This is a genomic window from Tepidibacter formicigenes DSM 15518 (genome assembly GCF_900142235.1).
GTDB classification, from domain to species: Bacteria; Bacillota; Clostridia; order Peptostreptococcales; family Peptostreptococcaceae; genus Tepidibacter; species Tepidibacter formicigenes.
This window is the reverse complement of record NZ_FRAE01000070.1, coordinates 1-13,850: the sequence shown is the minus strand read 5'-3', so window position 1 is coordinate 13,850 and position 13,850 is coordinate 1. Positions and strand designations below refer to the sequence as shown.

At 27.7% G+C, this 13,850-nt stretch carries 11 protein-coding genes and 1 pseudogene; 3 read left to right on the top strand and 9 right to left on the bottom strand.

Annotated features, from left to right (window positions below):
* The 4 genes from BUA77_RS11070 to BUA77_RS11050 all read right to left on the bottom strand — a co-directional run.
* The coding region (locus BUA77_RS11070) for a transposase zinc-binding domain-containing protein (RefSeq protein WP_200773966.1) at positions 1 to 224 on the bottom strand (224 nt) is incomplete at its 3' end.
* Positions 225 to 301: 77 nt separating this feature from the next.
* Positions 302 to 2,191: an FtsX-like permease family protein gene (locus BUA77_RS11065; protein WP_072890176.1), complete on the bottom strand. Its 1,890-nt coding sequence runs from the start codon at positions 2,189 to 2,191 to the stop codon at positions 302 to 304.
* Positions 2,191 to 2,928 (bottom strand): ABC transporter ATP-binding protein, encoded by a 738-nt coding sequence (locus tag BUA77_RS11060; RefSeq protein WP_072890174.1) that lies wholly within the window; start codon positions 2,926 to 2,928, stop codon positions 2,191 to 2,193. The genes BUA77_RS11065 and BUA77_RS11060 overlap by 1 nt, the downstream gene beginning before the upstream one ends.
* A gap of 379 nt (positions 2,929 to 3,307) precedes the next feature.
* Entirely contained in the window at positions 3,308 to 3,529 is a 222-nt protein-coding gene (locus tag BUA77_RS11050) for a hypothetical protein (protein ID WP_143151352.1), read from the bottom strand.
* Positions 3,530 to 3,953: 424 nt separating this feature from the next.
* Here BUA77_RS11050 and BUA77_RS11045 point away from each other — a divergent pair, with 424 nt between their 5' ends.
* Positions 3,954 to 4,184: a hypothetical protein gene (locus BUA77_RS11045; RefSeq protein WP_143151351.1), complete on the top strand. Its 231-nt coding sequence runs from the start codon at positions 3,954 to 3,956 to the stop codon at positions 4,182 to 4,184.
* A 667-nt stretch (positions 4,185 to 4,851) separates the two neighbouring features.
* Positions 4,852 to 5,974: pseudogene (locus BUA77_RS11035) on the top strand (IS3 family transposase).
* Between the two features lie 19 nt (positions 5,975 to 5,993).
* Here BUA77_RS11035 and BUA77_RS11030 read toward each other — a convergent pair.
* Positions 5,994 to 7,352, bottom strand: a complete 1,359-nt coding sequence (locus tag BUA77_RS11030) for an ISL3 family transposase (RefSeq protein ID WP_084605732.1) — start codon at positions 7,350 to 7,352, stop codon at positions 5,994 to 5,996.
* Positions 7,319 to 7,756, bottom strand: coding sequence for an ISL3 family transposase (locus BUA77_RS11025; RefSeq protein ID WP_072890164.1), 438 nt, complete (start codon positions 7,754 to 7,756; stop codon positions 7,319 to 7,321). Before BUA77_RS11025 ends, BUA77_RS11030 begins: the two co-directional genes overlap by 34 nt.
* A 70-nt stretch (positions 7,757 to 7,826) precedes the next feature.
* On the opposite strand from BUA77_RS11025, the gene BUA77_RS11020 reads away from it, so the two are divergent.
* Positions 7,827 to 8,099, top strand: a complete 273-nt coding sequence (locus BUA77_RS11020; RefSeq protein WP_072890162.1) for a hypothetical protein — start codon at positions 7,827 to 7,829, stop codon at positions 8,097 to 8,099.
* 400 nt (positions 8,100 to 8,499) lie between these two features.
* Here BUA77_RS11020 and avs4 read toward each other — a convergent pair whose 3' ends face one another.
* The 3 genes from avs4 to BUA77_RS11010 all read right to left on the bottom strand — a co-directional run bounded on the left by avs4 (position 8,500) and on the right by BUA77_RS11010 (position 13,810).
* Entirely contained in the window at positions 8,500 to 11,985 is a 3,486-nt protein-coding gene (avs4, locus tag BUA77_RS11015; RefSeq protein WP_200773965.1) for an AVAST type 4 anti-phage nuclease Avs4, read from the bottom strand.
* Entirely contained in the window at positions 11,940 to 13,205 is a 1,266-nt protein-coding gene (locus BUA77_RS14210) for an AAA family ATPase (protein ID WP_200773964.1), read from the bottom strand. The genes avs4 and BUA77_RS14210 overlap by 46 nt, the downstream gene beginning before the upstream one ends.
* Positions 13,206 to 13,540: 335 nt before the next feature.
* Positions 13,541 to 13,810 carry a hypothetical protein gene (locus BUA77_RS11010; RefSeq protein WP_072890160.1) on the bottom strand — a complete coding sequence of 90 codons (270 nt, stop codon included), beginning with the start codon at positions 13,808 to 13,810 and terminating at the stop codon, positions 13,541 to 13,543.
* Positions 13,811 to 13,850 lie beyond the last annotated feature (40 nt).

Genomic DNA, 13,850 nt, shown 5'->3' with positions numbered 1-13,850 from the left:
CTAGTGCAAAATTTACTTTTACATGTAAAGCCTACTCTCTTACTTTCCATGCATTCTAAACACATATACTCTGTATATCCCTTTTCTAGCCTCCCACAGTCCATTGCTTTTTCAACTGTTTCTATAACATCTGCCCTTATTACCTTCGGAATTCTTTTAATTTTTTTCTTTAAAAAGTTTTGCCAATTATCTTGCAATATTTTTTTTAATGTTACTTTAGTCATCTCTTCATCTCTCTTTTTTCAATACTTATACATATATTTTAGCAAGTTTTCCACAGATTTTGAAATTTTATAATTTCCTACTTAATATAAAAAAAAGTGAATACACCTAATGTAATTGCCAAGCTAATAGGTACTACCTTATCAGAAATTATATAATTACTCAAAAAATATTGTCCAGAAATAGCCATAATTATTGTAAAAATAATTGGCAATATCATTGGTAAAAAGAACAAATTTGCTGATTCCATAAAAGCCAAATATTTTTGTTCCTTCCTAGAAATACCTAGTTGACTTAAAACTGAATATGATTTTTTAGAATTATCAATAGAAGAAAGTTGTTCAAATGATAGCAATGTAGCAGATAAAATAATAAAAATTATACATAAATACAAGCCACTAAACGAAATAGTAATAAATCCTGATAACGAATTTTTTATTCCCCATGCTTTAACACTGATACTCATTGTAATATTTTTATTGACAGAATTTATAATTTCTGGATTCCACTTGTTACGTATAAATCTATTTAAACTATCACGTAATTCTTCTTTCCCTTCTGTTTCCAATGAAATAACCAATCTTGATTTGTTAGTGACTAATCCCTTTACTATTTCATCTGGAACTACAAGCACATAACCATTACTACCTGCCATACGATATTGCTCCATTGGTTCTGTATATATGTAATTACCATGTAATGTTGTTCCATTTAAAACAATATCTTTATTTTGTATAATTTCATTTTTAATAGCATCTAAATATTTTGGAGTATCACAGTGTATTATATAACTGTTACTATTCAAAGTTTTTTTATCTAAACCAAGTTGTTCTCTTAGAGAATTATAGTCAGTCAACGCTAAAATATCAATATTATACTTATAATCTCGATACAAATAATATGATACAGTGTCTTTGATTTGATAATCTTGTTCCACAAATTTGATTACTTCATCAAAGTCTTTAATTTTTGCATCCATTGCGACTGCAATATCATAAGGATATTCTGCTTTAATATTTACTTTATATCCAATGCCCATTATTAATCCAATAAGCATTGCTGCTAGGGATACTGATAGTAAAACTGCAACAATAGCCATAACTTTTCCAGATGTTAAAAATTTTCTACGTAATAGTCCAGAAAGAAACAAATTTGTATTTTTATAATACCACTTTTTATTCTTAGTCATCATAAACATTAAAAGGAACGGTAAAACACAATATAGCTGATATATTGCAAGCAATAGTAAAAATACTGTAATGGCTAAAAATAGTATTGCTATATTTGTTTGAGTAACGGCTGTCTTATATAAAAAAATAATTCCAAAGATCAAAGCAAAAAAAACAGTCATTAGTCTAAAAATTATAATTTTGAAATCTTTATTTTCTAATTTTTCATTTTTTCTATTGTCATATAGTAAACTAATAATTTTTTCTTTCCAGATTATTGAAACAGCCTTTTTAATCGCTATTGTATAGATTGAAAAGAATAACAAAATAGTTATTATCATCGCAATTTTGGAAAAACTTATAACAAAATAATACTCTATTTCAAATATGTTATAAATTACTTTTATAAGTATGCTTGCCAAAAAATTACCAGTAATTATTCCCAAAATTAGAGAAATTATACTCAATATAAAATTCTCAATAAAAAACAAAATACAAACGTTTTTCCTATCCATCCCTAATAGTAAATAAATTGCAAGCTCCTTTTTCCTTTGATTTAAAATAAAGGAGATTGCATGTGATACCATAAAAGCGCAAATAAAAGAAATAAAAATTGATAAACTCAAAATTACATATGTCAATGCTTTTGCATTTTGTGCTAAAGAAATTATATCATCCGATATAGCAATAGAAATAAAAGCATATATAAATGTCACTATTAAAAACATTGTTAAAAAATACATAACATAATCTTTAACACTTTTTTTAATATTTTTTAAAGATAATTTTATGTATGTCATTATGCTCCTCCAATCGAAGAAATAACCTCGCTAATTTCATTATAAAATTTTTTATGAGATTTATCCCCTCTAATTAATTCATAATGTATACGTCCATCCTTTAAAAATAAAATTCTCGTTGCATAACTAGCAACAAATATATCGTGAGTTACCATCAAAATTGTAGCAAATAAATCATTAACCATGTGTTCCATAGTTTCCATGAGATTTTTAGAAGAATTACTATCTAAAGCACCCGTTGGTTCATCTGCAAATATCAATTTGGGATTAGTAATTATTGCTCTAGCACATGCACAACGTTGTTTTTGCCCACCAGATACTTGATAAGGATATTTATTTAAAATATCTTCTATTCTAAAATTTGAAGCTACTTCTTGAACTTTAGTATCTATAATATTAATCGGAGTTCTATTTATTGTTAAAGCCAATGCAATATTCTCTTTTATCGTTAAAGTATCTAGCAAATTATAATCTTGAAAAATAAAACCCAAATTTTTCCTTCTAAACATCGCCATCTCTTTCCCGCTTAGTTCAACCAAATTACTATTTTCAAAAACAATTTCACCACATGTTGGAAGATCAATAGTGGAAATACAATTTAATAAAGTTGTTTTACCGGAACCGGAGGCTCCCATTATCCCCAATAATTCTTTGTGATTAACATTAAAACTAATGTTTTTTAATACTTGATTATTTCCATAGGATTTTGATACATTATATAATTTTAATATTTCCATATAAAACCTCCAAATCAATTTTCTTTATCCGATATATATAATTTCTTATAATAATCACAAGTTTCCATTAAAACTCATCATGTTTCCCCTTACCAACAACATGACCTTTATTTAATACAATAATCTTATCGCAAAATTTAATTCTACTTATTTTATGAGTTATAAATATTACTGTTTTATTAATTAATTTCCGTTTTAAATAGTTTGCTACTTCATTTTCAGTTAAACCATCTAACGATGAGGTGGCTTCATGCAAAATAACTAGATTAGCATTTGACAAAGCAACTCTAGCTAAAGCTATCCTTTCAAAAGGTAAAAATTGTATTGTACTTCTTAGAAAAAGAGCCGAAGTCGATTGCTCGATGCTTCGGCTTTAGTTCTATTTAACTTCTTCAATTGATTTCACTTCATAATTTTGTGATAAAAATTCAAAGCTCATATTTTGTTTTACAACATCATGGGGAATCAAAATATATCTCCACTGTTTTCCGCTATTTTTAATTGTAAAATCTGATGCATATTTACAATATTCTAATGCTGCTTTTGCTTTTCCTTTAACCTCTCTAGTTTCGATATCCTTTTTCTTTTTTGTTTCAACCATAAATATGTTATCATTTGTTTCCACAACAAAGTCAGGTAAATACTCTTTTGAATTATAATCCCAATAGATTTTGAACTGTCCTAATGCAGGTCTTAGCCATTTATCTACCGAATTATCCCCTTCAAGTATTATTGCTAAATCTTTTTCTGTTTTTGAATCAAACTTATATAAACTATGACAAACTTTTGTAAATCCTCCAAAACCAAGCGTGTTGATTATCCATAAAAAGGTAGAAAAAGGAGTACTTATAAGTTGAAATATTTGGTATCCAACTACACAAATATTTTAGAAAAGAGGTACTCCTTATGAAAAAGAATAACACTATAATGAATATAATGCAAATACTTATTACTCAGGAGGAAGTAGAGTTGAAAAGCTTTTTCATATGCTTTCAAACAAATATAATCGTGCAATAAAAAGGGCTTTGAACCTTCCTAAAGATTTATTAGCTATTGATTCTACTACTATTACAGTAGGAAAAAATCATATCAAATGGGCGAAATTTAAGGGTGAAAAATTAGCCAATCCAGAGTGTATTTTAGTTGAAGACCGTGCATATGCTAAATTAGCACGTTTTGATGAATTTAATGAATCTAAACAGTGGTTTGTTATTAGAATAAAAGAAAATATAACTACTCATTCATTCAATTTATAAGGAAGTTGTGTGCTAATAATTTTGAAGGAGAAGTGAGCGTCTCACTCTATTTTGTCATAGATAGAATTAAAAAATTTAACAGCATGCTAATAGAAAATTTTTCATAATCAACACACTTGTCCAAAAACCTTTTTTCTAATATCACTAGTGGGAACAATGGTTTCTTTAAAATCATATATATATCTTCAGCTTTATACTTTTGTCCTTAATTGTTAAACAGCACTTTATTACACCTAAAAACACATCAAAAACTTCAAATTATTTTATCTTACAATAATAATTCAAATTAGATAATCTGACTAAAAAAACGTAAAATTATTTAATTTGAATTACTTTTATTTTCTTGATTATAAACTCTAATTTTTGTAAAAAAATAGAAATAGGAGAAAAACATAAAATCATATATTCTTTTCCTAATAAATATGGCTGTGATCATTGTGGCTACATTGGTAAATTACATCGCCATGGTTTTTATTCTCGTAATGCTATATCTTTTCATTCTTCTTATAAAATAAATATTCTTAGAGTAAAATTGAAAATATATTTAAAAAGCTTAATCCAAATACATCATTTAACACTTCTAATATTTACTGGATAGGCTATACTTAATTAAACAATAAATACTCGAACATGATAATATTAATTAAATAGAACTGGAGGAAAAATCATGTCTAATAAATCTAAAAGATATACATATGAATTTAAGAAACAAATGGTAAGCTTATTTAATAATGGTAAATCTGCTGGGGAAATAGCTAAAGAATACAATATAGCTAGAGGTCTACAGTAAATAAATGGATTTCTGATTATAACAATACCAAATCTTTTAAAGCTAAGGATAATAGAAGTGATGAAGAAAACGAACTTATAAAACTTAGAAAAGAGAATCAACGTTTAAAAATGGAAAATGATATTTTAAAGCAAGCGGCGCTGATAATGGGACGAAAATAGCTATTATTAAAGCAAATAAAGATAAGTACAGTATCAGCGCCATGTGTAAATTACTAAATATATCTAGAAGTCTAATTTACTATACCCCTGTGAAAAAATCACACGATAGTAAATTAGATAATGAGATTATAAATATTTTTAAGAAAAGTAGAAATAACTATGGTACAAGAAAGATAAAAAGAGAATTAAATAAAAAAGGATATAAAGTGTCTAGAAGAAGAATCGGGTGTATCATGAAAAAATATGGACTAGTATCTAATTATACAGTTAAGCAATATAAAGTATATGCACCTAAATGCAACGAAGAAAAAATTGAGAATATTGTAGATAGAGAATTCAATACCCAAGAGTGCTTAGAGGTTGTAGTAAGTGATTTGACCTATGTAAATGTTAAAGGAAAGTGGAATTATATATGCATATTATTAGACTTATATAACCGTGAAATTATTGGATATGCTGCTGGTAAGAACAAGGATTCAAAGCTTGTATATAAAGCCTTTTCTAAGATTAAAAGACCACTTAATGAGATTGAAATACTACATACTGATAGGGGAAATGAATTTAAGAATAAAGCCATAGATGAACTGTTGAAAACTTTTGAAATAAAACGCTCTCTAAGCAAGAAAGGATGCCCTTATGATAATGCTGTAGTAGAGGCTACTTTTAAGATTATAAAAACAGAGTTTGACTTCAATAAAGTGTTTGAAAATTTCGAACAACTAGAATATGAGTTATTTGATTATATAAATTGGTATAACAACCACAGAATACATGGGGCATTAGGTTACCTTAGCCCTGTAGAATATAGACTATTGATGTCCGACAAAAAAGTGTCCTAAAAAGTGGTTCTTTCCAAAGTTAGTTGATTTTACGTCTATTCTCAAGAAGTAATACCTTTTTACGTAGCATATCAAAGTTATTACGACCATACATAATTCGTTTTATTACTTTTAGTTTGTTTACACTGCCTTCTGCTAAACCATTACTGTAATCATATATAATTGCATTCTTAACAGCTTCTATATCTCTTGAAATTCCAGCTGTAAAACTGTTAATCTCATCTATATTTAATGCTTGTGCCTCGGCAATCCATTTGTCTAGGTAAGCAACATTTTTACTAAATACAAGCTCTTTAAAAGATGTAATTATTTTATAAATTTCTTCAAGCATTGGGTAAATTTTTAATACTTTGCTTAGTTGATCTGATGTCAACTTGTTAATTTTTTCAATAGGCTTATATAATAACTTTATTAAGTATTGACGTTTTACTAGTTCAGTTTTCTCAGGATCCGACTGTATTTGTTTGAATAAGCGTCTTTCTCTTGTTGTATACATTCTTATTGTAGAAGATGAACCTCCATATCCTTTGCCTCTAATAAACTCTTCAATCTTTTTAAATGTCCAACCTTTGCTTAGCAATTTATTTATATCATCATGAAATGGTGTTAAAGGTCCTCCACTATATGTTCCATATGCTCCATGGACTGGTGATACATTTGTATCTAAATACCTTTTTACAGTATGCCTAGAAAGTCCAGTTTCTCTTGCAATTGCGCTATTTGAATAATTTTGCTTGTGTAATTCTTTTACTCTAGCAATATTACCTTCCTTTTTCGATACAATTGCATCATGTTTCTTAAAACGGGTATCTTTATCTTCAATCTCCTCTGAATCATCCTCTAAGCCAATATATTTCTCTATAGTTCTAATATCCATTTTTAGTTGTTTTCTTATTTCATGTTTAGTAAGACCCTTTTGATGCAATTCTTTTACATTACTAATTTTATCTTTTTTAGATTTTGAATTATATCCATTTTTATTAAGCAATGCTACAGTCGTATCTTCTTTGATTGTAGGAATCCTGACTTTTATACCAATTGTTTTTAAAATATATTTTTTGCAATAATCAGTTAAGTTTTTGAATAAATGAAATCGATCACTTACTTGTACCACCTTTGGATGTGCATTACTAATAGCGGCTGCATAACTAATAGAGCCATCTCTTGAGATGATTTTTAAATTTGGATATGTTTTTAGCCATTCTATCACATCATTAATTTCACGAGATTCCAGTAGATCGATAATACGTCTGGATTCAATATCTACCATAATAGTTCCATATTTTTTGCGCTTTTTTAATGCAAAATCATCTATGCAAACCTTTGTAAATTTATCTTTTTCAATTATTGGTATCTCTTTTTTTTTAAGAGATTGCAAATCGTACTTTTTCCTATGGATGCAACACTATTTCTCAAAAAATTAGTAGCTGTCAAAGAACTAAGATTCATTGAAATATTTATAATTTTATCATCTAGTCTTTTAGTCTTTTTTGATTTGAATGTCAGAAAATCAAAGCTTTCAGCAAAGGTAGTATACTGGCAGTCAGTATTTTTACAAAACATCTTTCTATTGTTAAGAATAATTTTGACCTTTTTCTCTTGCATTGGGAGGTCTTGAAAACTTCTTTTATAGCGTGAATGTACTTTTGATGAAGACTCTCCACAATAAGGGCATGTAATTTCCTCACGAGTAGATATTACATTTATATAAATAGTATCATCTATAATTTCATGACTTACATATTCTAAGTTTCTATCTAATAGTTTAATAAATTCATCCATAGAACAACCTCTTTCATAATGACTTTAGTTGTTCTAATATATCATACATTTTCATGTGCTTCAACTAACTTTGGAAAGAACCAAAAGTGTTGACAATCCAATATCTAATGAAACTATTCGAAAAAAGATATTAAGAAAGAGACAAGAAAAATTTGAACAATTAACTCCTCATAACTCACGACCAGTTGTATGTGTAGAAACCGGTAAAAAATTTTTAACAACTGGTAGAGTGGCAAATTTTCTAGGTGTTACTAGAAAGCAAGCCACAAGTGGATTATATAAAGTATTGAATGGAATACAGGAAACTTATAAAGGCTATCATTTTATTTTAGCTGAAAGCTAATTTAACTTCTCATTCTGATTGTATAATATCAAGTAGTTATTATCCTAACTAATAATTATCTACGATTTTTTATTAAATCTATCTCAAATAATATATACTATTTAAGAGTTCTAAGAGAAGTCGTAAAATTTATAGTAAAAAATAAAATTAGTTAAGTTTATTATTGTTTTCTGCTTCCTATCAAACAATATAACTTAATGTAAAATAAAAGCAGGCTTCTTAGCCTGCTTTATAACTACCGTATCTCAATGATCTTTTTTTACTATCAACGAGCACTTCTACAGTGTGGACTAGACAGTAATAACAATCAATTTTTGAGGGCAATATTATCTTAATAGTATAATTTTAAAATAAACTAATAGCTAATTATGCACTTTGATATTCTACTTACATACAGTGATTATAGAATGTTATCCCTTAACATATACCCAACAACAGATCCTTTTTCTATCAAGAAATCTAATATAACTATCACTTGCTGTTTAAGTTGCTTAGTTTTTCTAATTGCTTCCCTATTTACATAAATATACTTTTTAACTATATTTTCTAAGTAATAAGTAGTATCAGTTTCTAATTTGTCTGTCCATAAATTTTTATTATTATTAAGCATTTTGGAAATCCACAAAATTCCATCATTTAAATAAACACTCCCTATATTACTTAATAATCTAGAAATTGCATATAAAACAGAAGGACAATGCCCCATTTCCTCTGTAACCTTTTTAAAGAACATTTTATTAGATAATTTCAGCATATGCCATTCTCTAACTTCTTCTCTCCATGGACTTTTAGCAAAAAGGTAACTTTTAATAATCTCATCTTTATACCAATGTTTATCACCATCTTTGCATAAGTCCACTAGTTTTTTATAAAATAAATGCCAAATATACCAAAATTCATTATATGCTTCTAGTTTATCCTCTGCTATAATAAATTCTTTAAATAAATCCGCAAATACTTCCGAGCTATTAAAGCCTTCAGTAAATGGTCTTAAGTAATCTTTAATGTCTTTCTCAGAAGCATTTAAAATGAAGTATGATAATTTTTCTAAAAAGCCATGCCTAACATTATAATCAACTTTATCATCTCTTTTCACCGTCAACAAAGCTTTAGAAAAAACTGAAATAATTAATTTAACTAAATTCTTATGATCTGGTTCATCTGTTTTTTGTGGAATTAACTCAAATGCATTTTTTAAAATATATAATTCAAGCTTTTCTATATGTTTTAAGTCATTTATTGTGATTTTATTATTAATTACTTTTTGTAAACATTCCTCATTTTTTTTAAGGAAATCTCTCACAATATCGCTTTCATTAATATCATAAATATTTTTTTTGTGATTTTCTTTACGAATCACCAACCTACTTTCTTCATATATTGGCTTTAATAGTAAATACCCATATAGCAGTGATTGCGCATCATAATAACTTATATCCCATAAGTTATTGATTATTGCTTTTTTAGAATAATCGGAAAACTCACAGTACATTCCTATATTATGGTCGTCAAATAAAATCATCAGTAAAATGCTTTTAATAGTCTCTTTATCTTCTGGAAACTCCTTTAATAACTTAGGTAACACAAAAACTGCTGATTCAACTCCATCCGCTATTTGATATGAATAATTATCTCTTAGAGAAGAAGATGCAACTTCTATAATTATATCTTTGCAAAAGACCTTTTCTTCTTTTGATAGTTTATTAAAATAGTCTCTTATTAAAACTGAACAGGTCTGTCCAAGAATAGACTTATTAAAGAAAAAATAATTTGCATCCTTAGGATTTTTTAATTCTTCAACTATCTCTTTTACTTCTTTTAATACTAAGCTCGGATTATCCTCATACTGCATATAGTTTTTATATTGTTCATCATTACGCATTTTATAATCAGCCCACAGGTGTAAAGGGGAATGTTTCATCAATTCAGAATTTTGCTTAAGTGAGTTTTCACTAAACTCTTTTAACTCTCGTTCAATTTCAGGATTGAAACTAATAAGAATTTGTCCATCTTTTTCCTCAATTGTAGGCTTCATTTTTCTTCTATCCATCCTTGCCAAATAAAGTCTCCAAGTTTTGTCAGCTTGAGTTTCTTTTGATTTATCAGGCAATTCGTCATAGTATTTATCAAGAATATTCCAGATAATTTCTTGCCTCTTTTTTGCTTCTTCAGCACTTACTTCTTCACTTCTAAATAATTGATAGCTTAATACTAAATGCTCTAAACATTTTTTTCTATGCTCATCATCACAACTTTTTATTCTTTCGTCTTGATGAATTTTATTTCTATAATCCAGCCCATAACCTATATAAAAGTCCATTTTAGCAGACCGGTCAAGTAACATTCTACTGGTGTCATAAAGGAAGAATTCCTTTGTTTGAAATAATACCTTAGCAATGTTAAAAGTTTTTTCCGGGCAAGCTAATACAACACTCACAACTATAGCTGAAATTGAAGCCGATCTTGTATTTCTAAGAAGATAGAATAGCCAAGTTTCCAATACTTTTGATTCAGAGTTTTTAATTCTTTCAAGAAAAAACTTTTCTAGGGCCATATGCATAGCTTCTAAAACATGAGGAGAAACCTGAGTACCTCTATATGTATTCCATAGTCTGTTGCAGATATACTGCTTCATATAGTTCCCATCTTCAATAAAAACATCTATTTCTTCAATTTCATTCCTTGCTAAATCAGACTTTGCAAAACACTCCACTGTTTTATTGGTAAAGTCTAAAATAAAATCAATGGTTTCTTTTAAGTTGAATTGCAGCAACCAATAAATCGGTGTTTGGAATGAACTTGATGGATAAAAATCTAAATGATTTTTCTCTAAACAAAAATATTCTTCTACTCCTATTCCTGAACTGTAATAGAAATCTTCCTTGCGAGGTGTTTTGAACCAGAATAATTCAGCAAGTTTCAATATGTGTCCAGGAAGAGCTTTTATAACTTCAATATTCTCTCCTAATTTAGTTAAAATAACTTTTACCAATTCATAATAAGGGTCCCGATGCCTCTTCCATTTGTTAGTTAATATTTCTTCAAAAATACTAATAAGTTCCTCTTTTATTTCACTAGCTCCGTACAAAATTGTCTGAAAAAGTTTCTCTTTTACTTCTTCATCACGTGAAAAATATATATCTTCTTGAATAGTCCATTGATAATACTTTAATGCAATTAAACTGGCTTTTTTCGTTGTCTCACCATTCTTGAACTTACTAGTCCAATCATTAATTATTGGTAAAATAAAATGTATATTACTTATTCCGATAACATCTAAATTTTCATAAACAAATTTTATAAAACTAATCCAGCCTTCACCTTTAGGCTTTGTAAGAAAATACTCTATTGAGAGCATATTAATATCTTTTATACCTAATTGGTTGAAAAAGTCGCTATCTACTTCTTTACAGGTAATTCTAAGTAAAAATGTTATCTTTTTCATTAATATAAGTTCATTTTCAAAAAGCTTCTCCTTAAACATATCAAAAAAAGTTTCCGCATAATCAGAAAGTAATACAGAGACTAATACTTCATCTTTCCAAAAAGAAGCAATTTCATTATCTTCAATAATTTCTTCAATAAATTGTTTTATATGACTATCCCCCAATAAGAGCTGTTCAGATATCCAATTTCTAAAGCATCTACGAATCGGTAATGATTCGCCAAGTATTATAAATAATTCTTTATTGCTTGATTTTTTAATAAATTCGGATTTAATTATCTTTTCTAAAGCCCACTCTTCATATATATCATGGGTAATAAAATATCCTGCCGTTTCATACCCTAAAACTCCATCACGAACCAATTCATCTAGAACTTGGTAGTTAGAATTGGGAGTTACAAAAAATTGACCTTCATTTGCTCTCTCAAAAGCAATTTGCAAAAAACATTGCTCTCTTGCTGGTTTAGATTTTTTAATAATTTTATTCCATAGTTTTTTTTAAAATTTAAATACTCTAAATTTTCTTCATCTTTATAAAATCTTAAGTATTCATTTAAGTAAAAAGGGTTTTTAATAAGTTCTAATAACTTTGAGTCTACCGGAAGAGAAAAATCATATTTTTGAGATAAATCATTAATTTCTTCTTGAGTTAAATTACGTATCTCCAAATTCAATGGAATTATATTGTGTATTTCAATAAATTGATAGTTTAAGTCTTCTAAATAATTATTTCTTGTAGTAAATAGTATTTTCCATCTATTACCAACAATGATAGAAAGAAATTCTCTAAACGGTTCTGTATTCTCAAGTTCTAACAATCTTTCTGCTGAATCAATAACTATGATTTTATTATTTTCCTCTTTATGTGCTTCTACAAACTCTTTCAAGGTAAACTCACTAAACAGTTCATTTATATTGTTAATGTTGAATTCATTAGCTTTAAAGATATAAAAAGGTACATCTTCTTTAATTTCACTATAAAGTTTTTTAATAACTGCTGTTTTACCAACTCCTCCAGTTCCGCTTACGATTAATATCTGTTTTTGAGCAAGTTCTTCTTTGATATTTTTTAATACTTTACGTCTATCAATTTCTATTATTTGAGTATCGAAATCTATATTTGTTTGAATTTCAAGTAATATAGACTCTGTATGTGCTTGTTTTTCTTTAAGAAGATTAATAATACTATTATCCAAACTAAAAAAATGCTGTGCTATATTACTATTATTAATCGTCACAAAAGGAGATTCAAAATAACTTTCCGTTCTCCACTCTATTTCTAAATTACATTCTTTTGCCTTTTGTTCTACTGCTATTTTAGCTTGCGGGTCATTATTACTTTTCCCTTGACCCCATTCCTGGTTAGTGTAAAAAATAACTTTTGTAAGATTAGGATAGTTTCTTTTAATTTTCGTAATAGTACCAATTAAGTCATTCTTATGAACTGATAATGTGGTCTCATAAAATTTTGCCTGCCAGCCAATTACTTCATTTTCTTTTATAATTGGATCTGTTTCTATTGCTGATTGATTTTTATATCTAAAAATGCCAAAAGATCTATTATGCTCTTGACAAAATAGTAAATAGCAAAACCACTCAAAGTTGCTTTGAGTATTCTGACTAAACTTTGCTTTAAATATATTCCAGTCTGGCTTAACCATATTATTGACCACCCTTCCCTCTAAAATTATACATATAAAAGTCACTTTAATTAAATAAGTAAATTTCATATTTTTTAATCGCTGATTTTTCTAAATTACGAAGTAAATAATATCTAAATATTCCATATAGACATCCGAAATTCCTTTATTTCTGCAAATTTAAATACTCCATATTAAATATACTTCAAATAAACAAAAAGAATTTCCTCAAATATTAATCAGAATAACCATATAATTATAATTCGAGTTAGTTTAATGGTTGTCTACTTTGTAACCACGATTTATGTAGTCAGAACAAAATATCACTTCGTGATACTCTCAGATGAGTAGCAGAGCTACTCATCTGTATTTTTTGAAACTAATTCACCATTACATTTTGGACATATAAGTATAGGCATTTTTACTTCAAAATTCTCAATATCACAACCAGAAGCAAAAAAGTCATCTTCAATAAATTCATCAATAATAAACCTAGGTACATCTTCTTCAAATCTACACTCCAAACATTGATATCTGTAAGTCTTCTCGTCTGTTTCTATCCCAAAGGGATACGCTTCCTCGTCCTCTCCCATATCTAGGAAGTTCTCTTTCTCTAAATCTTTCATTATCGGGTATCTCCTCTCTATTACGCTTTATTTCTTCTAA

Coding starts and splice junctions, on each gene's coding strand:
- BUA77_RS11065 (WP_072890176.1), bottom strand. CDS start 2,191: ATGACATACATAAAATTATCTTTAAAAAATATTAAAAAAAGTGTTAAA.
- BUA77_RS11060 (WP_072890174.1), bottom strand. CDS start 2,928: ATGGAAATATTAAAATTATATAATGTATCAAAATCCTATGGAAATAAT.
- BUA77_RS11050 (WP_143151352.1), bottom strand. CDS start 3,529: ATGGTTGAAACAAAAAAGAAAAAGGATATCGAAACTAGAGAGGTTAAA.
- BUA77_RS11025 (WP_072890164.1), bottom strand. CDS start 7,756: ATGGATGAATTTATTAAACTATTAGATAGAAACTTAGAATATGTAAGT.
- BUA77_RS14210 (WP_200773964.1), bottom strand. CDS start 13,205: ATGGTTAAGCCAGACTGGAATATATTTAAAGCAAAGTTTAGTCAGAAT.
- BUA77_RS11010 (WP_072890160.1), bottom strand. CDS start 13,810: ATGAAAGATTTAGAGAAAGAGAACTTCCTAGATATGGGAGAGGACGAG.